This is a genomic window from Microvirga sp. jy35 (assembly GCF_056148915.1).
On sequence record NZ_JBWBEW010000009.1, the window covers coordinates 92957 to 111715 of the forward strand.

Consider the following 18759-nt stretch of genomic DNA (forward strand, 5'->3'; position numbering starts at 1 on the left):
CTCATCCTGAGGAGGTCGCTTAAGCGACCGTCTCAAGGTCCCGGACTTTGTCCGGGCATCAGGGCGTCTCCCATGCTCTCTGGACCCTCCTTCGAGACGCAGCTTCGCTGCTCCTCAGGATGAGGGGCCTTGTTGCTATGTATTAGGCCGCGGCGCGCTTTGCCACCGAGCGCACGCCTTCGCTCAATTCCTTCACCAGCTTCGTCACCGCCTCGACGGTGCCTGCCGTTGCGCGATCTTCCGCATCGAGGGTGCCCTTCAGGGCATCGATCAGAGCCGAGCCCACCACCACGCCGTCGGCGCCTTGCGCCACCGCGGCCGCGTGCGCCCCGCTCTTGACGCCGAAGCCCACCACGACGGGAAGGGGCGTATGGCGCTTGATCCGCTCCACGGCGGTCGCGACCTTGCCGAAATCCGGAGTCGCGGCGCCGGTGATGCCGGTGATCGACACGTAATAGACGAAGCCCGCTGTATTGGTCAGCACCGCCGGCAGGCGCCTGTCGTCCGTGGTCGGGGTGGCGAGCCGGATGAAGGCAAGGCCGGCCTTGAGCGCCGGCAGGCACAGCTCGTCGTCCTCCTCCGGCGGCAGGTCCACCACGATCAGGCCGTCGACGCCGGCCTCTTTCGCATCGCTGAGGAAACGGTCGACGCCGTAGACGTAGATCGGGTTGAAATAGCCCATGAGGATCACGGGCGTGTCGGAATCCTCAGCCCGGAAGCGGCGGATGAGCTCAAGGGTCTTGACCGTGTCCTGGCCGACCTTCAGCGCCCTTAAACCCGCCGCCTGAATCGCCGGACCGTCGGCCATGGGATCGGTAAACGGCAGCCCGAACTCGACGATATCGGCCCCGGCCCCTGGCAGGCTCTTGAGGATTGCGAGCGAGGTCTCGGGATCCGGGTCGCCGGCCATCACATAGGTGACGAGAGCGGCACGACCTTCCTGGCGGCATTGTTGGAAGCGGGCTTCGATGCGTTGTGTCATGGGCTGCGTCTTTAGCATGCGGGGAAAAGGTTCGAAACCTGCGAGATGAAACGCGTTCCCCTCCCCCTTGTGGGGAGGGATCAAGGGTGGGGGTGTGGGCGCCAGAGCCTGATAGGCTATCGCTCACACCCCCACCTCCAACTCCTCCCCACAAGGGGGAGGAGGGCTTGGGATTCGCCCTATGTCAAACGATCTGGTTGCCCAGATGCTCGGCGATCTGGAACAGGTCCTTGTCGCCGCGGCCGCTGATGTTCACCACCATCAGGTGATCCCTGGGCTTCTGCGGCGCGAGCTCGATCACCTTAGCGAGCGCATGGGCGGGCTCCAGCGCCGGCAGGATGCCCTCGAGCCGCGAGCAGAGCTGGAAGGCGGCGAGCGCCTCGTCGTCCGTGGCGGAGATGTACTGCACCCGGCCCATCTCGTGCAGCCAGGCATGTTCCGGTCCGATGCCCGGATAATCGAGGCCGGCGGAGATGGAATGGGCGTCGGCAATCTGGCCGTCCCGGTTCATGAGCAGGTAGGTGCGGTTGCCGTGGAGCACGCCGGGGCGGCCGCCGGAGAGCGAGGCGGCATGGAGATTCGACAGGCCGTGACCGGCCGCCTCGACGCCGTAGATCTCCACGTCCTTGTCGTCGAGAAACGGGTGAAACAGCCCGATGGCGTTGGAGCCGCCGCCGATGCATGCGACGAGGGAATCCGGCAGGCGGCCCTCCGCCTGCATCATCTGCTCGCGGGTCTCGGTGCCGATCACGCACTGGAAGTCGCGTACCATGGCCGGATAGGGGTGCGGACCGGCCACCGTGCCGATGCAGTAGAAGGTGTCGGCCACGTTGGTGACCCAGTCGCGCAGGGCCTCGTTCATGGCGTCCTTGAGGGTCCGGGTGCCGGACTGCACCGGCACCACCTTGGCGCCCAGCATGTTCATGCGGAACACATTGGGCTTCTGCCGCTCCACGTCCACCGCGCCCATATAGACGATGCATTCGAGCCCGAAGCGTGCGCACAGCGTCGCGGTGGCAACCCCGTGCTGGCCCGCGCCAGTCTCGGCAATGATGCGCTTCTTGCCCATGCGGCGGGCGAGAAGGATCTGGCCCAGCACGTTGTTCACCTTGTGGGCGCCGGTGTGGTTCAGCTCCTCGCGCTTGAAGTAGATCTTTGCGCCGCCCGATAGGCCGGAGGCCGTCGAAACTTCACGAAGATGCTCGGTCATGCGCTCGGCGAAATAGAGCGGGCTCGGGCGGCCGATGTAATGGGTCGAGTAGCTCGCCATGTCGGCGTGGAAGGACGGGTCGTTCCGCGCCGCTTCATAAGCCTTTTCCAGCTCGAGGATGTTCGGCATCAGGGTTTCGGCGACGAAGCGTCCACCGAACTGGCCGAAATGTCCGCGCTCGTCGGGACCGGTGCGGTAGGAATTGGGTTGGGCTTGAGCTGACACGGCCTGTCCTGCCTTCAAGAGCTAAGGCACGCCTGGAAGCGAACGTGCCGTCCTATTCTAGTGATGGGCAGCAGCGAATGCTGACCGGGCGGCCCTGATGAAGGCCTCGATCCTGGCCGGATCCTTGAGACCCGGTCCGGTTTCCACCCCGGACGACACGTCGACGGCCCTGGGCTTCGTGAGCCGGATCGCCTCCGCCACGTTGTCGGGGGTGAGGCCTCCTGACAGCATGAAGGAAACCTTGGGGTCAAGCCCGTTCAGCAGCCGCCAGTCAAAGGAGATCCCGTTGCCGCCGGGCAGAGCCTCGGCCGTGCGGGGCGGCTTGGCATCGAGCAGGATGTGGTCGGCGCCGGCATAAGGGCTCAGAGCCCGGAGATCGGACGGTTCCGCAACGCCAAGGGCCTTCATGACCGGCCGTTTCACCATGGAGCGGATCTCGGCCACGCGCTCAGGCGTCTCGCTGCCATGCAGCTGGATCAGGTCGGGATTGATGGCCTCGACCGCCTGGGCAATGTCCTCATCACCCGGATTGACCAGAAGGACGACGCGCTGCGCCCGGCCCTTGGCCTGCAGGGCCAGACGATGGCCGAGGTTGAGGCTGACGTGGCGGGGGCTCTTCGGGTATCGCACGAAGCCGACCATGTCCGCGCCTGCGCTCAGGGCGGCATCGAGGGTCTCAGACGTGGAGAGCCCGCAGATTTTCACCAGGTTATCCATAGGAGGTAGTTTACAACGATTTCGCCAGCGAGCGCCACACCACCATCGCCGCAGCCAGATCCTCCAGCGCGGTGCCTACGGATTTGAACGCGGTGATGGCCTGAGGGTCACGGCGTGGCGCAGTGCGGCAAAGGTCGGTCAGGGTGCCGCGCACATGGCTCTCAGGGATCGCGCCGCTCTGGAGAGACACGGCCACATCGCCGCCTTCGATCTTGGCGGCAGGCGTGTCGATATAGAGCTGAGCCCGGCGCAGGGCCTCGTCGTCCGCCTCGCGCATCCTGAGATTGAAGGCGCCGACGAGATCGAGATGCGCCCCCTCCTTGAGCCAGGCACCGTTGACGACGGGTGCGGTCGAGAGCGTCGCGCAGGACACGAGATCGGCCGCGCGCACGGCCGCCTCCAGATCGGTCGCAGGGGTGACGGGCAGGCCTTCGCGCGCGAGCTCCGCGGCCAAGCTTTCGGCCTTCTCGGGCCGGTGGTTCCAGAGCGCCACCTCGCGGATAGGCCTCTGGCTCATATGGGCACGGATGAGGAAGGGCGCCAGGGCACCTGCTCCGACCATGACCATGCGGCTTGCATCCTCGCGGGCAAGATATCGTGCCGCCAGCGCCGATGCGGCTGCGGTGCGCCAGACGGTGAGGCGGGCGCCATCGAGGACGGAGACCGGCTCGCCCGTGCTGCCGTCCATCAGCAGATAGGAACCCATCACGCTGGGCAGGCTCCTGGCGCCGTTCTCGGGAAAGACCGTGACGATTTTCACGCCGAGAAAGCCGTCCTGCATCGCGGGTCCGGTCCAGGACGGCATGAGCAGGAGCGTGCCGTGGCCCCCCGGACGCTCGATCTCGTGGTGGTGCCGCACCGGCGTGACCATGCTGCCGCGGAAGGCCTCGGCCAAGGCCTCGATCAGGGCCGGAAAGGTGAGAACCCGATCGATCTCGGCAGAGGTGACGACGCGCATGATGGAGATGGTCTTAGATGCTGCGGGCCTGGGAGGGGACGATTGTCGCCGGCAAGGTGTTCGTGGAGGGGCTCTGCGCCTTCAGCCGCTCGGTCTCATAGCGCAGCTGCCGGGTCTCCCGCCGCAGCCGGCGGCGGGACTTGCGGTATTTCCCCTGCGCGAGCCAGCTTGCCGTGCCGCCGATCAGGACGCCCAGCATCACGGCCGCGAAGATGACGGCGAACAGGGGCAGCTGGAACGCGAATTCCGGCGCTTCCTGGGAGAACGGGTCGATGGACAGGGTCACCGGAGCCCGGTTCGCCACTGCGAGCAGGACGATCAGGATGGCGACCGGCAGGAGAATGAGCGCCTTCAGAAAGCGAATCACGAACACCTCTCGAAATTTATTGGCGAGACTTATTGGGCGGCCGCCGCCTTCATCACCTTCGGAGCCGGGGCATTGAGACGCTGACGCATTTCCTTGCCCGTCTTGAAGACCGGGACGACCTTTTCGGAGATGGAAACGGACTCCCCCGTGCGCGGGTTGCGGCCCGTGCGGGCATCGCGCTTCTTGACCGAAAAGGCCCCGAAACCGCGCAGCTCGACCCGGTCGCCCCGGGACAGCGCATCCGCGATGGTGTCGAGAATCGCATTCACGATCTTCTCCACGTCGCGCTGGTAGAGATGCGGGTTCTGCTCAGCGATCTTGAGCACGAGTTCGGATTTTATCATGGATGAGCTATATCTTTGACGTTGCTTTATTTTTCCAAAGGTTGCCAGACAGCCAGGAGGCCGTCAAGCCGCGCGATCTCCGCATGGGCCGATGTCCGGCGCAGGGCCTCGGCCACCCGCTCGAAGCCGAAGAGGTCCGCCACGGTCGCGCTCATGGCGAAGACCGAGAGATCCCGATCCGACCGCGGCTCCCAATCGCGAATCGGCAGGTCCTTGGCCACGCCCTTTTCCTGCTCGAGCCAGGCCACCGCGTCCCGCTCGCTGCCGATCTTGTCGACGAGCTTCAGGGGCACGGCCTGACGGCCGCTGAAGACCTGGCCCGTCGATGCGGTGGAAAGCTCGCCCTCGTTCAGGCGGCGGCGCTCGCGCACCAGGGCCTTGAACCAGTCATAGGTGTCGTTGACCACCGCCTGCATGGCGGCTCGCGCCTCCGGCGAGGTGGGCTTGAAGGGGCTCGGCTCCGCCTTGAGGGGCGTGGACTTCACCTCTTCCAGCTTCACGCCGACCTGGCCCATGAGGCCGGAGAGATCCGGATACTGGAAGAGCACGCCGATGGAGCCCACGATCGAGGTTTCGCGGGCCACGATGTAGTCGGTGGCCATCGCCGTGATGTAGCCGCCGGAGGCCGCCGTTCCGTCCACGAAGGTGACCACGGGCTTCTTCTCGGCGAGCCGGCGGATGTTGCGGAAGAGCTCTTCCGATCCCGTCGTGGTGCCGCCGGGGCTGTTGATCGAGATTACCACCCCGGAGACCGCGCTCGAGTCGCCGACCCGGCGCATCAGGTCGGAGAGGCGCTGATTGCCGGTGATCACCCCGTCGATGGAGATGCGGGCGATCTGGTTTTGGATCGCCCCATAGCCGGCCCGGTCGGCGGCGGCATAGCCGATGGCCGCAACCGCAGCGATCAGGCCTGAGAATCCCGCCACCCGCCAGAAGGAGAGCTTGCGGCGCAGGCGGCGGCGGTCGGCAATGGCTTCGGCATCGATGGACATCTGTTCGTCTCTCGAAATCGGCTCGTGCTGGATTCGCACCGGGTGCGAGGGGCAGCACCCTATTGCGAAGCCAGATAGGGCGGCAAGACAGAGGGCCAACAAAAAACCCGCGCGATGGCTCGCACGTGTTTCCCTCCCCCTTGCGGGGAGGGTGTGCCGCGTAGCGGCCGGGTGGGGGTCGAAAAGTCGGAGTGGCGCGCTTCATTCAGTCAGTGCAGAGGCTGATACAGCGCCTGCCTCAGCAGCCACTCACCCGATCGGACCACCCCCACCCCTACCCCTCCCCGCAAGGGGGAGGGAAAGAGGAGCCGGACACCTGAAACAAAAAATCCCCGGGCTTGCGGCCCGGGGATCCATTGAATTCCGACGTGCGGAGTTCGATTACTTCTTGCCGGCCTTGTTCAGGGCGGCGCCGAGGATGTCGCCGAGGGACGCACCCGAATCGGCCGAGCCGTACTGAGCCATGGCTTCCTTCTCCTCAGCGACCTCGAGGGCCTTGATGGAGACGGTGACGCGGCGGGCCTTGCGGTCGAACTGCGTCACGCGGGCATCGAGCTTCTCGCCGGCGGCGAAGCGCTCGGGGCGCTGGTCGGCGCGGTCACGAGCGAGCTCGTTGCGCTTGATGAAGGTGGAGAGGTCGGTGTCGACGATCTTCACCTCCAGGCCGCCGTCCTTCACCTCGAGAACCTCGCAGGTGACGATCTGGCCCTTCCTCAGCTCGCCGGCCTCGGCGAAGGGATCGCCGGCCAGCTGCTTGATGCCGAGCGAGATGCGCTCCTTCTCGACGTCCACGTCGAGAACCTGGGCGCGCACCACGTCGCCCTTCTTGAAGTCGTCGATGACCTGCTCGCCCGGACGGTTCCAGTCGAGGTCCGAGAGGTGGACCATGCCGTCCACGTCGTTCTCGAGGCCGATGAAGAGACCGAACTCGGTCTTGTTCTTCACCTCGCCCTCGACGACGGTGCCGACAGGGTGCTTCTCGGCGAAGGCCTCCCACGGGTTCTGAAGCGTCTGCTTCAGGCCCAGCGAGATGCGGCGCTTCACCTGATCGACCTCGAGGATCACGACCTCAACCTCCTGGGAGGTGGAGATGATCTTGCCGGGGTGGACGTTCTTCTTGGTCCAGGACATTTCGGAGACGTGGATCAGGCCTTCGATGCCGGGCTCGAGCTCGACGAACGCGCCGTAATCGGTGATGTTCGTGACGCGGCCCTTCAGCTTCGCCTGGACCGGGTAGCGGGCGGCGATGCCCTCCCACGGATCGGCGAGCAGCTGCTTGATGCCCAGCGAGATGCGGTGCGTCTCGTGGTTGATCTTGATGATCTTCACCTTCACCGTCTGGCCGATGGTTACGACTTCGGACGGATGGTTGACGCGGCGCCATGCCATGTCGGTGACGTGCAGCAGGCCGTCGATGCCGCCGAGGTCAACGAACGCACCGTACTCGGTGATGTTCTTGACCACGCCGTCGATGACCTGACCCTCTTCGAGGTTCGCCACGAGCTCGGAACGCTGCTCGGCGCGGCTCTCTTCGAGGACCGTGCGGCGCGACACGACGATGTTGCCGCGGCGGCGATCCATCTTGAGGATCTGGAACGGCTGGGCCACGCCCATGAGCGGGGTGACGTCGCGCACCGGGCGGATGTCGACCTGGGAGCGCGGCAGGAACGCCACGGCGCCGTCGAGGTCGACGGTGTAGCCGCCCTTCACCTGGTTGAAGATGGTGCCGTTGACGCGCTCCTGGGCCTCGAAGGCCTTCTCGAGCTTCACCCACGACTCTTCGCGGCGGGCCTTGTCACGGGAGATGACGGCCTCGCCCAGGGCATTCTCGATGCGCTCGACATAGACCTCGACCTCGTCGCCGACGACCACGGTCTGGTCGCGGTTCGGGCCGGCAAATTCTTTCAGGGCGACGCGACCTTCGGTCTTGGCGCCGATATCGATGACCGCGACGTCCTTCTCGATCGCGACCACCTTGCCCTTCACGACCGAGCCTTCGCTGATCTCGTTCGTGCGGAAGGATTCTTCGAGCAGGGCCGCGAAATCTTCACGGCTCGGCTGTTGCAAAGCTGCAGACATAGGTTCTCCTGAATGGCCCTCGTTCAAGGGGCAACGCCGGCGGCTCGTGTTAACGGGCCGTTTCCAGCCGCCGCTGCCTGAGACGCCCCTTCAGGGCCATGTCCCGGGCATGCCGCTCATGCGAGCGGGCCGGCGTATCATCAGCGGATGGAAACGCTTGGTCCGACAGGATTTCTTCGGAACGCCGCGAGGGCGCGGAACACGCACCCTCACACTCGAAACCGTCACTGTCCTGTCGGATGGGGGTTCTCTTAACCCAATTGGCCCCGGATCACAAGGGTTTCAACCCTTTGAATCGATGACCGCTTCAGCCCGGCCATTCAGCCCGCCGCGCCTGGGTCAGGGCCCAGTCGAGAGCCTGTTCCAGCCGGTCGTTGCCCCAGAACATCTCGCCGTCCTCGGCAAAGAAGGTGGGCGCGCCGAAGAGGCCCCGCGGCTGCACCTCCTCGCCCATCCGGCGCAGGCGCATCTTGTTGGTCTCGGCCCCCGCCTCGGCCAGCACGGCCTCGGCATCGAGGCCCAGGGCGGTCAGGATGTCCGTGACGACCTGCGGGTCGGCGATGTCGCGGCATTCGGCGAACTGGGCCGTGTAGACGGCCCGGGTGAAGGAAGGCATCCAGCCCCAGTCGGAGCCCAGAAGCGCGACACGGGCGGCGAGGAGCCCGTTCTGCGGAAAGGTTGCAGGCCGGTAGAAGGGCAGCCCGAGCCGAGCGGCCTCCCGCTCCATGTCGCGCCACATGTATCGGCCCTTGGCCGGATAGAGGCTGAAGGGCGAGTTGTCCCAGCCTTGAGCCTTGAAGATCGGCCCCAGGAGGAACGGCCGCCAGACGATCTCCACCCCGGCCGCTTCCGCCGCCGCCTCGATGCGCATGGCGGCGAGATAGGAATAGGTCGAGGCGAATTCGTACCAGAATTCGAGAACCGGCTGACGGTGCATGGGCGTCCTTCGCAACCAGAAAACCCGGAGGGAACCATGCCAACTCCCGAGGCCGGCCTTTCGCTCCATGGAGAAGACTTAGGACATTCCGTGAGGTTACGGCAGCCTTCGGCTCTCCGGGCTGGAATGCAGCCCAGGCATGACGGTTCGAGAATTGCCCGTTGCGCGGCAAAGGCTTCCGTTTTAAGTCGCAGGCACCCTTTCTCTCTGGAACCTTCGCTATGGCTGAAAAGCGCGTGAACAAGGTCGTGCTCGCCTATTCGGGCGGCCTCGACACCTCCATCATCCTCAAGTGGCTGCAGACCACCTATGGCTGCGAGGTGGTGACGTTCACCGCCGATCTCGGCCAGGGCGAGGAGCTGGAGCCCGCCCGCAAGAAGGCCGAGCTTCTGGGCATCAAGCCCGAAAACATCTTCATCGAGGACCTGCGCGACGAGTTCGTGCGCGACTACGTGTTCCCGATGTTCCGGGCCAATGCCCAGTACGAGGGCCTCTATCTGCTGGGCACCTCCATCGCCCGGCCGCTGATCGCCAAGAAGCAGATCGAGATCGCCGAGAGGGTCGGCGCCGATGCGGTCTCCCACGGGGCCACCGGCAAGGGCAACGACCAGGTGCGCTTCGAGCTCGGCTATTATGCCCTCAAGCCCGACGTGACCGTGATCGCCCCCTGGCGCGAATGGGATTTGCGCTCCCGCGAGCAGCTGATCGCCTTCGCCGAGCAGCATCAGATCCCGATTGCCAAGGACAAGCGCGGCGAGGCCCCGTTCTCCGTCGACGCCAACCTCCTGCACGCCTCCTCCGAGGGCAAGGTGCTGGAGGATCCGGCCATGGAAGTGCCGGACTACGTCTATTCGCGCACCGACGGGCCTGAATCCGCGCCCGACACGCCGACGATTATCAAGATCGAGTTCCAGAAGGGCGATCCGGTCGCCATCGACGGCCAGAAGATGGGCCCGGCCGATCTCCTGGCCAAGCTCAACGAGCTCGGCAGGGTCAACGGCATCGGCCGCCTCGACCTGGTGGAGAACCGCTTCGTCGGCATGAAGAGCCGCGGCATGTACGAGACCCCGGGCGGCACTATCCTGCATCTGGCCCACCGCGGCATCGAGTCGATCACCCTGGACCGGGGTGCTGCGCACCTGAAGGACGAGCTCATGCCGAAATACGCCGAGCTCATCTATAACGGCTTCTGGTTCTCGCCGGAGCGCGAGATGCTGCAAGTTATGATCGACCGATCCCAAGAATTCGTCACCGGGGAAGTGACCCTCAAGCTCTACAAGGGCGGCGTCCACCTCATCGGCCGCCAGAGCCCCTACACACTCTACGACCAAGACCTCGTCACCTTCGAGGAAGGCGCCGTCGCCTACGACCACCGGGACGCGGCCGGCTTCATCAAGCTCAACGCGCTCAGGCTGCGCACTCTGGCGCAGCGCAAGAAGAAGCTGGGGCTGTAAATCTATATTCAGGCCTAAACCATAGCTTCGCCTCCGAGGTTGCGGCTGACCTACGTTCGGCCGCACCTTCATAAGTGAGATTATGTCAATAGCTAAGGGTTGTGACATAGTCTCAATATACACTGCAAATCTTATATGTTACATCATGGCGTTTACTGCTTTTGCCGTGAGGGAACGATGGCCCGCATTGAAGTCACCGCCGCCAATTTTTCGGGTTCCGCCCTGCAGGGCTCCGGAACTGATACTCTTGTTCTTGTCGGTGGCGGCACATTTGATTTTGCTTATGTAACGCTGTCGGGCTTCTCCGAAATCGTAGTTGAAAGCGGAGCAAACAAGTTTGCAACCGTCCGGATTTCTGGAGAGCAGCTTACAGGTGTGTCGTCGTTCAGGAATTCTGACGCGACAACAACCTTCGACTATGTGTCTCTCTATTTGACGGGAAAGAACCTCAATCTCAGCAACAAGGCGTTCGAAGGCCTTCGACAAATCTATTTGGATGAAGACAATGCGACCGTCACGGTCAACAGTCTGCCGCTTGCCCTTAAGATTGCAGCTTTCGAGCGGCAGGGGGAAACGGTCATCCTGAATGGCCCCGTCTCAACCACGACCAGTCGAGCCGATCTCCATAACAGAGGCTTCGATACGATCATTGAGGGTTCAAATACCTGGACCGACGCATCACCTGTTCTCACTGGCCTTGGAGGCCATTTTTACGTTCGCGAAGGTGAAAGCGTACACCTAGATCCTGATGGCAATGCCAACGTCTCAGATGCTGAGGGCCGTATCAGTTCTCTGGATATCGTCCTGTCCGGCAGTGGTTACTTCTTCCCTATGAGCCACTTCAAATATAGTTCCGACTTCAGGATTCTAGACAACTCCTTCGATCAATCGCTTATGTACAAGGGCTCCTTGATTGGGTCGATTGACAGAACCGCCTACGGCGATGGAGCAAGTATTACGTTCAATCAATCGGCTACAGCCGAAATGATCAATGAGTTTGTGAAAAGCCTTTCTTATACTCCCGGGAATTTCGTTCACTACGAGAATATAAGTATTACGATCACAGCCCGTGACAAAGGATTTCGTAAAGCGGAAGCTGTCCTTTATGTAACCGCCGAAAACAACTGGACGCCTACTCAACCTTATCTAGTAGGCAATTCCGTCACGGAAAATTCCGCTGCCGGTACAGTCGTCGGCACACTTAAAGCCACGGACGCCAATGGGGATCCGATCAGCTACAGGCTGACTGATGATGCGGGAGGGCGATTCCTCATCGACAAGGACAAGCTGGTCGTTTCCGGCAAAGCGCCGATCGACTTTGAGCAAGCAATGAGGCACACGGTCACCGTCATTGCTAATGATGGTGTACAGGACGGCATCCCGGCAACATTGACCATCAACGTGACGAACGTCCGTGAAAGCACGGATCCTGTTCCTTTCTATCCTACCCCCGACAGTCGAATTATAGGCACGAAGGGAAAGGACAGTCTCAGCGGCACCGATGCGAGAGACTTTTTATATGGGGGCTTGGGAAACGACACACTGACGGGTGGCGGGGGCAGCGACATCTTCGTTTTCAATGCGAAGCTCGGCACGTCCAAGACAGATCGAAAAGTGAATTTCGATCAGATCACAGACTTCAATGTCCCGGCGGATTCGATCTGGTTCGAAGACAAGATATTCAACAACAAGGCTTTGAAGGCACTCGGGAAGAAAGCTTCCGAGACAAGCCCAGTCAAACTGAACAAGAACTTCTTCATCGTGAGCGACAAGGCGAGAGATAAGGACGATTACATCGTCTACAACAGGAAGACCGGGGTACTATCCTACGATCCTGATGGCTCGGGATCGAAAGCAGCCGTCGAATTTGCTCAGATCAAGAAGGGAGTGTCTCTCAAATACGACGACTTTTTCGTGGTTTGAGAGAGCGGACCGCGTCCGCTGCCTACGCCTGAATCTCGGGTGAAGCTCCAGACAAAGGTCATCACCCTACCCTGAGGCGCTTTCAATCAATCTCGGGTGCCCTGCTGGTATACTGACCCGCATCGATCTCAACTTCCTGTGTGATGTTGCGAGTGGCTCTCCACTGTTCCGCCCTCATCGCCCGGCGGCACGTTCATCACGCACACGACCCCGGCGGGCTCGTAGGTCAGGCGGACGTCGCCGCCCACGTCGGTGGCCAGGCTCCGCTCGATCAGCCGCGTGCCGAAGCCCCTGCGGGTCGGCGGTGAGACCGGCGGGCCGCCCCGCTCCTGCCAGCGCAGCTCCAGGTGCGGGACGGCCCCGGACGTGACCGACCAGGTGATGAAGACGCATCCGGACGGGACGGAGAGCGCGCCGTATTTGGCGGCGTTCGTGGCCAGTTCGTGGATCGCCATGGCGATGGCGAGCGCCGTTCTCGGGATCAGGCGAAGGCGCGGCCCCTCGATCTCGAAATGCTTCGTCTTCTGCCGGAGATAGGGCTCGACCACCTCGTTGATGATCTCGCGAAGCTCCGCTCCCTCCCAGTTCTCCCGGGTGAGAACGTCATGGGCGCGGGCCAGGGCGAAGAGGCGATCCTCGAAGGCCTGAACCTTGGGGCGGTTCTCCTCGCTCATCTGCTTCAGGCTTTGCGACGCCATGGACTGAACGATGGTGAGGGTGTTCTTCACCCGGTGGTTCAGCTCGTTGATGAGAAGCTCGCGATGCTCCTCCACCTGCTTGCGGTCGGTGATATCGAGCACCGAGCCCACATGGCCGAGGAAGGTGCCGTCCTCGCCGAAGCGCGGAGCGGCGGCGTCGATGGCCCAGCGGTAGGTGCCGTCGGCCCGGCGCAATCGATATTCCACGCGGAAAGGCCCCTGCCGGGCATTGGACGTGCGGAACACGTCGCCCGACCATTGCCTGTCCTCCGGATGGACGGCATCAAGCCAGCCGAACCCCAATCCTGTCTCAGGTGTCTGGCCCGTGAACTCGTACCAGGAGCGCGACAGGTAGGTGCAGCGGCCATCCGCCTCCGTCACCCAGACCATGACCGGGGCGTTGTCGGCGAGGTTGCGGAACCGCGCCTCGCTCTCGCGCAGGCTCTCCTCGGCCTGCACGCGCTCGGTGACGTCGTAGCCTTCGGCGAAGATGCCGCTGACCTGCCCCTCACCGTCGGTCACGGGCTGGTAAACCAGGTCGACGAAGCGCTCATCGACGGGGCTTCCTGGCTCCCGCTGAAGCCCTACACGAAGGTTCCGGCCGACGAAGGGCTTTCCGCTCGTGTAGACCTTGTCGAGCAGCTCGAAGAATCCCTGGCCCTCGATCTCGGGCAAGGCCTCGCGCGCCGGCTTGCCGACGATGTCGGGGCGATGCCCCACCAGCTGAAGGTAGGCATCGTTCACCAGCTCGAAGACCTGATCCCGGCCGCGCAGCATGGCCATGAAGCCCGGAGCCTGCTTGAAGAGCTCCCGAAGCCGGTCCTGCTCCTCCCTCAGGGCCGCGCGCAGCTTGACCTCCTGCGTGGTCTCCGTGCAGGCGCAGAACATGCCGGCAATTCCGCCCGTCTCGTCGCGGACGGGCGAGTAGGAGAAGGTGTACCAGGTGTCTTCCGGGTATCCGTTGCGCTCCATCACGAGGTGCAGGTCCTCATGATAGGTGGACTCGCCTGCAAGCGCCTTGGTCACCAGCGGTTCGAGGTCCGGCCAGATCTCCGACCAGACCTCCTGGAAGGGCAGTCCAAGGGCATGCGGGTGCTTTGCGCCGAAGATCGGCCGGTAGCCGTCGTTGTACAGAAAGGTGAGGTGAGGCCCCCAGGCGATGAACATGGGAAACTTCGAGGTGAGCATCAGGCTCACCACGGACCGGAGGCTCTGGGGCCAGTATTCAGGTCGGCCAAGCGGCGAAGCGGACCAGTCATGGGCCCGCATGAGCGCACCCATCTCACCGCCGCCGATCAGAAAGTCCGAACTGGAGGGGAGATTATCGTGCATCGCGCCCGCCTGCCGGAGATGTCCGGGCCTTCCGTTCACCGATCCGGCTCGGCCGGTCGGGCAGCCGGCGGATGACCGGCACCATGTGGAGGACGCGACGACAGGTTTCAGACCCGGCCTTGGCCGCGGCGGGACATCCAGGCTCGGGCATGCGGAAAGCGTTCAAGGTCGTCCTGTCGAGCATGCGGAGCTTTGGAGCGGCGTGGAGTGTCAACCATTTAGGCTCCCGCCTCGCGACTTCAATCATTACGCGCAACATACCATGCCCCGACCGATGATCTTTGCACCGCGGGAGCAGGTCCGCCCGTGCCTCCGCCGTCAGGAACCTCGTGGCTGTTTCTATGCGGGGTCGTCATCCCCGATGAGGGAGGAGATTCCCTAGTGCTGAGCGCGTGGGGGATTCCCTTCCCTTCGGCTGCGCTCGTCGGGAGTAACACCCCCACTGCCACCCGCACCGTCATCCCCGGGCTCGTCCCGGGGATCCACATCTTGTCTTGCTCTGACCTCCTCAGGATGAGGTCAGAGGGTTTGGACTGGAGACGTGGATGGCCGGCTCAAGGTCGGCCATGACGCGGTGGGGCAGTGTAATGTTCTCTTTTTGTTCTTGACAGTTCTGCTAAGCTCAGCTATATCGTTTGTCAGACCTGTTCCTGTCGAGGGGCGCGCTCGCGAGGCGTCGCAGGAACGGGGCAAGGAGCGGTCCCGCCGCAGGTCTCGCACGCCTGTGCTCGCGGGTGGCCGATCTGGCATGCCTCCAGGTCCGCTGAAACAAACCGCGCGTGACGAGCAGTTCGGCTCTCACTTACCACCACACCCATCGAGCCGGGCTGCACAACGCGCCACCCTCGATCAACCTTCAGGCTCGCAGCTCACGCCGCGGGCCCGAAGGCGCTGACCTTTACTTAAAGCAGAGAAGACAAGCTGCCCTATTGCCGCCGCTCTCTTATCATTATATTGCAGCGCATCAGAATTTCCGCCCGGTTCGAGCCAGGGGCGCGGCTACGCTTGCCGCGAACCGGGCCATTTTGCTTTGAAAGTCCTAGCCTATGAAGCTGCGCAACATCGCCATCATCGCCCACGTCGACCATGGCAAGACCACCCTCGTCGACAAGCTCCTCCAGCAATCGGGCAGCTTCCGCGAGAACCAGCGCGTGGAAGAGCGCGCCATGGACTCGAACGACCTCGAGAAGGAGCGCGGCATCACCATCCTGGCCAAGGCCACCTCGGTCGTCTGGAAGGACACCCGCATCAATATCGTCGACACCCCCGGCCACGCCGATTTCGGCGGCGAGGTGGAGCGCATCCTGAGCATGGTGGACGGCGCCATCGTTCTCGTGGACGCGGCCGAGGGCCCGATGCCCCAGACCAAGTTCGTGGTGTCCAAGGCCCTCAAGATCGGCCTTCGCCCCATCGTGGCGATCAACAAGATCGACCGTCCCGATGCCCGCCATCAGGAGGTCATCAACGAGGTGTTCGACCTGTTCGCGGCCCTCGACGCCAGCGACGAGCAGCTCGACTTCCCAATCCTCTACGGGTCCGGCCGCAACGGCTGGATGGCCAAGTCCCCGGAAGGCCCGAGCGATCAGGGCCTGGCCCCACTCTTCGACCTCGTGCTCGAGCACGTGCCCCCGGCCAAGACCGAGGAAGGCCCGTTCCGCATGCTCGGCACGCTTCTGGAGGCCAACCCCTTCCTGGGCCGCATCGTCACCGGCCGCATCTCCTCCGGCACCGTGAAGCCGAACCAGTCGATCAAGGTGCTCGACCGCGAGGGCAAGGTGGTCGAGACCGGCCGCGTGTCCAAGATCCTGGCCTTCCGCGGCCTCGAGCGCCAGCCCATCGAGATCGGCGAGGCGGGCGACATCGTGTCCATCGCGGGCCTCGTGAAGGGCTCGGTGGCCGACACCTTCTGCGCGCCGGAGAACGACATCCCGATCCAGGCGCAGCCGATCGATCCCCCGACCGTGACCATGTCGTTCATCGTGAATGACAGCCCGCTTGCCGGCACCGAGGGCGACAAGGTCACGAGCCGCATGATCCGCGACCGCCTGTTCAAGGAAGCGGAAGGCAACGTGACCCTCAAGATCGAGGAGGCCACCGACAAGGATTCGTTCTACGTCTCGGGCCGCGGCGAGTTGCAGCTCGCGATCCTGATTGAGACCATGCGCCGCGAGGGCTTCGAGCTTGCCGTGTCCCGTCCCCGCGTCGTCTTCGAGAAGGACGAGGCCGGCAACCTCCTCGAGCCCATCGAGGAAGTGGTGATCGACGTGGACGAGGAGCATTCCGGCGTCGTGGTGCAGAAGATGTCCGAGCGCCGCGCCGACATGGTCGAGATGCGCCCCTCCGGCGGCAACCGCCAGCGCCTCGTGTTCTACGCTCCCACCCGTGGCCTCATCGGCTACCAGGGCGAGCTGATGACCGACACCCGCGGCACCGCGATCATGAACCGCCTGTTCCACGCCTATGAGCCCTATCGCGGCGAGATCGCGGGACGCCGCAACGGCGTGCTGATCTCGAACGATTCCGGCGAGGCCGTGGCCTATGCCCTGTGGAACCTCGAGGATCGCGGCCCGATGATGATCGAGCCCGGCTGGAAGGTCTATCAGGGCATGATCATCGGCGAGCACAACCGCGAGAACGACCTCGAGGTGAACGTGCTCAAGGGCAAGAAGCTCACCAACATCCGCACGACCTCCAAGGACGAGGCGGTGCGCCTCACGCCCCCGATCCGCATGACCCTGGAGAAGTCGCTCGCCTGGATCCAGGACGACGAGCTCGTCGAGGTGACGCCCAAGTCGATCCGCATCCGCAAGGCGATCCTCGACCCGAACGACCGCAAGCGCGCCGAGCGCTCGAAGGAAGCCCTGAGCGCCTAAGGGCAGCGCCTGAGGCAGCAATCGAAAGGCCGCTCTTCGGAGCGGCCTTTTTCATGCGTTGTCGATCCCACATGGCGTTTTCGTGCGCCGCCCTCTACAAGCGTTGCTGTAACGGAGGCACGGGTGCGCCATGCTCAAGATCCACGGATATGCGGGATCCATCAACGTCCGGAAGGTGCTCTGGACCTGCGCGGAGCTTGATCTCCCCTTCGAGCGCGTCGACTGGGGCGGCGGAACGCGGCCTGTTGCCGACCCTGAGTTTATGAAGCTCAATCCTGTCGGCATGATCCCGGTGCTCGAGGATGCAGGCCAGCTCTTCTGGGAATCGAACAGCATCGTCCGCTATCTGGCGGCGCGGGAAGGCCGCGACGATCTGCTTCCCGCCGATCCCGCCAAACGGGCGCAGGTCGAGAAGTGGATGGACTGGCAGGTCTCCGACTTCAACAACACCTGGCGCTATGTTTTCCAGGCGACGGTGCGCAAGAACCCGAACTTTCAGGATCGGGAGCAGATCGCCTCATCGTGGAATTCGTTCTGCGCCGCCGTTCAGGTGCTGGACCGGGAACTCGCCCGCATCGGCGCCTACATCGCCGGGCCAACCTTCACCTGCGCCGACATCGTCATCGGATTGTCGATCCATCGCTGGAAAAGCATTCCGCTCGAGCGGCCCAGCCTGCGTGAGGTCGAGCGCTACTACGACCGTCTCTGCGAGCGTGAAGGCTTTCGGGTCTATGGAAGGGACGGAGGATTATAAGAGAGGCCGGCATGGCCTCTCTCAGTAGTGCCGGCTGAAGCCCGTTCAGCCCTCGGCCTTGTCGCTTTGTCCCTTCTTGGCGCCCTCGCCCATCGGATTAGTCGAATCCTCGCCCGAGGCCTCGGGGTTCTCGCGGCCCTGCGGGGTCAACCGGGGGGCGCTGATATCCTCCTCGGTGGCCATGTTCGATTTTTTGTCGGGTGCTGTCATCGCTGCCTGTCCCTCATGAGCTTGTTGAATCGGTCGCATCCTGGTCGCCCACATCCGGTAGGGAGCCGGTACCCGGAGTTGAATCCGGATTCGTCAGCGACGGCTTGCTGTGAGGGCCCGCCGCCGGCTGCTTTCCGCCGGGCTGCTTGTCAGGTGCAGCCTGCTCATCACCCCGCGGATCGCTCCGCTTGATGTCGACGTAGTTCTTCGTGTCTTCGGTGTGGTTGCCGTAGCCTGCATTGCCCATGACGCTCTCCTGTCAGCCTTCGTTCTTGCCGTTGACGGCTGTCATCCGTTCGATGGCCTCGGCGGTCGCGTCCTTGTCGTCCGGCGACAGGGTGGCGTCGCTCAGGTGCTTGGTGGCCTCAGGCGTCTCAGCGGCGGTGAGCTCGTCATGGCCGTCATGGCCGGCCTTGCTGGTCTGGCCCGTCTGTCCTTGGCGATAGGCATAGGCCTCGCCGCCGGGCTGGCTCCACACGCGCCGCAAGGTGGCATTGCCCTCGACGCCGCCGTCCCGGTTCGGGTCGACAGGGCTGTCGATGCCGCCGCGCTGCTCGTTGCGGATCTGGTCCGCGTCCTGGTCTTTTAATGAATGGGGAGCCTTGCGTTCCACCATGATGAACTCCTTGAAACATCGTTCAAATCTCGTGCGTGCAAGGAGAACCCGGCGGGCGGGGCGAAGTTCTGGCTACGCTTGGGCCCGG

17 protein-coding genes are annotated in these 18759 nt (G+C 63.6%); 4 read left to right on the forward strand and 13 right to left on the reverse strand.

Translation table 11 applies throughout. From position 1 onward, the window contains the following. Nucleotides 1-142: 142 nt before the first annotated feature. From trpA to AC0QTX_RS09760, 9 genes are all read right to left on the reverse strand, one after another. On the reverse strand, nucleotides 143-982 hold the full coding sequence (gene trpA / locus AC0QTX_RS09720) for a tryptophan synthase subunit alpha (RefSeq protein WP_474603628.1): 840 nt from the start codon (nucleotides 980-982) through the stop codon (nucleotides 143-145). A gap of 184 nt (nucleotides 983-1166) precedes the next feature. Continuing rightward, nucleotides 1167-2417 (reverse strand): tryptophan synthase subunit beta, encoded by a 1251-nt coding sequence (gene trpB / locus AC0QTX_RS09725; protein WP_474603629.1) that lies wholly within the window; start codon nucleotides 2415-2417, stop codon nucleotides 1167-1169. A 57-nt stretch (nucleotides 2418-2474) separates the two neighbouring features. Continuing rightward, a complete protein-coding gene (locus AC0QTX_RS09730; protein WP_474603630.1) occupies nucleotides 2475-3134 on the reverse strand; it encodes a phosphoribosylanthranilate isomerase in 660 nt (219 codons plus the stop codon). A 10-nt stretch (nucleotides 3135-3144) separates the two neighbouring features. Continuing rightward, complete coding sequence (lhpI, locus tag AC0QTX_RS09735) at nucleotides 3145-4092, reverse strand: bifunctional Delta(1)-pyrroline-2-carboxylate/Delta(1)-piperideine-2-carboxylate reductase (protein WP_474603631.1); 948 nt, start codon at nucleotides 4090-4092, stop codon at nucleotides 3145-3147. Nucleotides 4093-4105: 13 nt separating this feature from the next. Next, nucleotides 4106-4459 (reverse strand): lipopolysaccharide assembly protein LapA domain-containing protein, encoded by a 354-nt coding sequence (locus AC0QTX_RS09740; RefSeq protein WP_474603632.1) that lies wholly within the window; start codon nucleotides 4457-4459, stop codon nucleotides 4106-4108. 29 nt (nucleotides 4460-4488) lie between these two features. Then, on the reverse strand, nucleotides 4489-4803 hold the full coding sequence (gene ihfB / locus AC0QTX_RS09745) for an integration host factor subunit beta (RefSeq protein WP_036354203.1): 315 nt from the start codon (nucleotides 4801-4803) through the stop codon (nucleotides 4489-4491). Between the two features lie 26 nt (nucleotides 4804-4829). Then, complete coding sequence (gene sppA, locus AC0QTX_RS09750) at nucleotides 4830-5795, reverse strand: signal peptide peptidase SppA (protein WP_474603633.1); 966 nt, start codon at nucleotides 5793-5795, stop codon at nucleotides 4830-4832. A 381-nt stretch (nucleotides 5796-6176) separates the two neighbouring features. Continuing rightward, complete coding sequence (gene rpsA, locus AC0QTX_RS09755; RefSeq protein ID WP_474603634.1) at nucleotides 6177-7874, reverse strand: 30S ribosomal protein S1; 1698 nt, start codon at nucleotides 7872-7874, stop codon at nucleotides 6177-6179. Between the two features lie 307 nt (nucleotides 7875-8181). Further along, nucleotides 8182-8811: a DsbA family protein gene (locus AC0QTX_RS09760; protein WP_474603635.1), complete on the reverse strand. Its 630-nt coding sequence runs from the start codon at nucleotides 8809-8811 to the stop codon at nucleotides 8182-8184. 221 nt (nucleotides 8812-9032) lie between these two features. Here AC0QTX_RS09760 and AC0QTX_RS09765 point away from each other — a divergent pair, with 221 nt between their 5' ends. Together AC0QTX_RS09765 and AC0QTX_RS09770 are read left to right on the forward strand one after the other, a co-directional pair. Beyond that, nucleotides 9033-10265 (forward strand): argininosuccinate synthase, encoded by a 1233-nt coding sequence (locus AC0QTX_RS09765; RefSeq protein WP_474603636.1) that lies wholly within the window; start codon nucleotides 9033-9035, stop codon nucleotides 10263-10265. A 177-nt stretch (nucleotides 10266-10442) separates the two neighbouring features. Beyond that, nucleotides 10443-12188, forward strand: coding sequence for a cadherin repeat domain-containing protein (locus tag AC0QTX_RS09770; protein ID WP_474603637.1), 1746 nt, complete (start codon nucleotides 10443-10445; stop codon nucleotides 12186-12188). Between the two features lie 128 nt (nucleotides 12189-12316). Here the strand turns inward: AC0QTX_RS09770 and AC0QTX_RS09775 are convergent, their stop codons facing one another. Then, nucleotides 12317-14218 carry a PAS domain S-box protein gene (locus AC0QTX_RS09775; RefSeq protein WP_474603638.1) on the reverse strand — a complete coding sequence of 634 codons (1902 nt, stop codon included), beginning with the start codon at nucleotides 14216-14218 and terminating at the stop codon, nucleotides 12317-12319. A gap of 1046 nt (nucleotides 14219-15264) precedes the next feature. Between AC0QTX_RS09775 and typA the strand changes: the two genes are divergently transcribed. Both typA and AC0QTX_RS09785 read left to right on the forward strand, forming a co-directional pair. Next, nucleotides 15265-17091 carry a translational GTPase TypA gene (typA, locus tag AC0QTX_RS09780; RefSeq protein WP_474603639.1) on the forward strand — a complete coding sequence of 609 codons (1827 nt, stop codon included), beginning with the start codon at nucleotides 15265-15267 and terminating at the stop codon, nucleotides 17089-17091. Between the two features lie 130 nt (nucleotides 17092-17221). After that, nucleotides 17222-17845: a glutathione S-transferase family protein gene (locus AC0QTX_RS09785; RefSeq protein WP_474603640.1), complete on the forward strand. Its 624-nt coding sequence runs from the start codon at nucleotides 17222-17224 to the stop codon at nucleotides 17843-17845. Nucleotides 17846-17890: 45 nt separating this feature from the next. Here AC0QTX_RS09785 and AC0QTX_RS09790 read toward each other — a convergent pair whose 3' ends face one another. From AC0QTX_RS09790 to AC0QTX_RS09800, 3 genes are read right to left on the reverse strand one after another with little or no spacing between them, the layout of a single operon-like run. After that, nucleotides 17891-18055: a hypothetical protein gene (locus AC0QTX_RS09790; protein WP_474603641.1), complete on the reverse strand. Its 165-nt coding sequence runs from the start codon at nucleotides 18053-18055 to the stop codon at nucleotides 17891-17893. 13 nt (nucleotides 18056-18068) lie between these two features. Continuing rightward, entirely contained in the window at nucleotides 18069-18302 is a 234-nt protein-coding gene (locus tag AC0QTX_RS09795; RefSeq protein ID WP_474603642.1) for a hypothetical protein, read from the reverse strand. Nucleotides 18303-18314: 12 nt separating this feature from the next. Then, nucleotides 18315-18671, reverse strand: a complete 357-nt coding sequence (locus tag AC0QTX_RS09800; protein WP_474603643.1) for a hypothetical protein — start codon at nucleotides 18669-18671, stop codon at nucleotides 18315-18317. Nucleotides 18672-18759: the final 88 nt, after the last annotated feature.

What these genes read in the sequence shown, in the direction of transcription:
- AC0QTX_RS09790 (WP_474603641.1), bottom strand. Translation starts at nt 18,055, where the DNA reads ATGACAGCACCCGACAAAAAATCGAACATGGCCACCGAGGAGGATATC.
- sppA (WP_474603633.1), bottom strand. Translation starts at nt 5,795, where the DNA reads ATGTCCATCGATGCCGAAGCCATTGCCGACCGCCGCCGCCTGCGCCGC.
- typA (WP_474603639.1), top strand. Translation starts at nt 15,265, where the DNA reads ATGAAGCTGCGCAACATCGCCATCATCGCCCACGTCGACCATGGCAAG.
- AC0QTX_RS09775 (WP_474603638.1), bottom strand. Translation starts at nt 14,218, where the DNA reads ATGCACGATAATCTCCCCTCCAGTTCGGACTTTCTGATCGGCGGCGGT.
- AC0QTX_RS09800 (WP_474603643.1), bottom strand. Translation starts at nt 18,671, where the DNA reads ATGGTGGAACGCAAGGCTCCCCATTCATTAAAAGACCAGGACGCGGAC.
- AC0QTX_RS09765 (WP_474603636.1), top strand. Translation starts at nt 9,033, where the DNA reads ATGGCTGAAAAGCGCGTGAACAAGGTCGTGCTCGCCTATTCGGGCGGC.
- rpsA (WP_474603634.1), bottom strand. Translation starts at nt 7,874, where the DNA reads ATGTCTGCAGCTTTGCAACAGCCGAGCCGTGAAGATTTCGCGGCCCTG.
- trpA (WP_474603628.1), bottom strand. Translation starts at nt 982, where the DNA reads ATGACACAACGCATCGAAGCCCGCTTCCAACAATGCCGCCAGGAAGGT.
- lhpI (WP_474603631.1), bottom strand. Translation starts at nt 4,092, where the DNA reads ATGCGCGTCGTCACCTCTGCCGAGATCGATCGGGTTCTCACCTTTCCG.
- AC0QTX_RS09785 (WP_474603640.1), top strand. Translation starts at nt 17,222, where the DNA reads ATGCTCAAGATCCACGGATATGCGGGATCCATCAACGTCCGGAAGGTG.
- ihfB (WP_036354203.1), bottom strand. Translation starts at nt 4,803, where the DNA reads ATGATAAAATCCGAACTCGTGCTCAAGATCGCTGAGCAGAACCCGCAT.
- AC0QTX_RS09760 (WP_474603635.1), bottom strand. Translation starts at nt 8,811, where the DNA reads ATGCACCGTCAGCCGGTTCTCGAATTCTGGTACGAATTCGCCTCGACC.
- AC0QTX_RS09795 (WP_474603642.1), bottom strand. Translation starts at nt 18,302, where the DNA reads ATGGGCAATGCAGGCTACGGCAACCACACCGAAGACACGAAGAACTAC.
- AC0QTX_RS09730 (WP_474603630.1), bottom strand. Translation starts at nt 3,134, where the DNA reads ATGGATAACCTGGTGAAAATCTGCGGGCTCTCCACGTCTGAGACCCTC.
- AC0QTX_RS09770 (WP_474603637.1), top strand. Translation starts at nt 10,443, where the DNA reads ATGGCCCGCATTGAAGTCACCGCCGCCAATTTTTCGGGTTCCGCCCTG.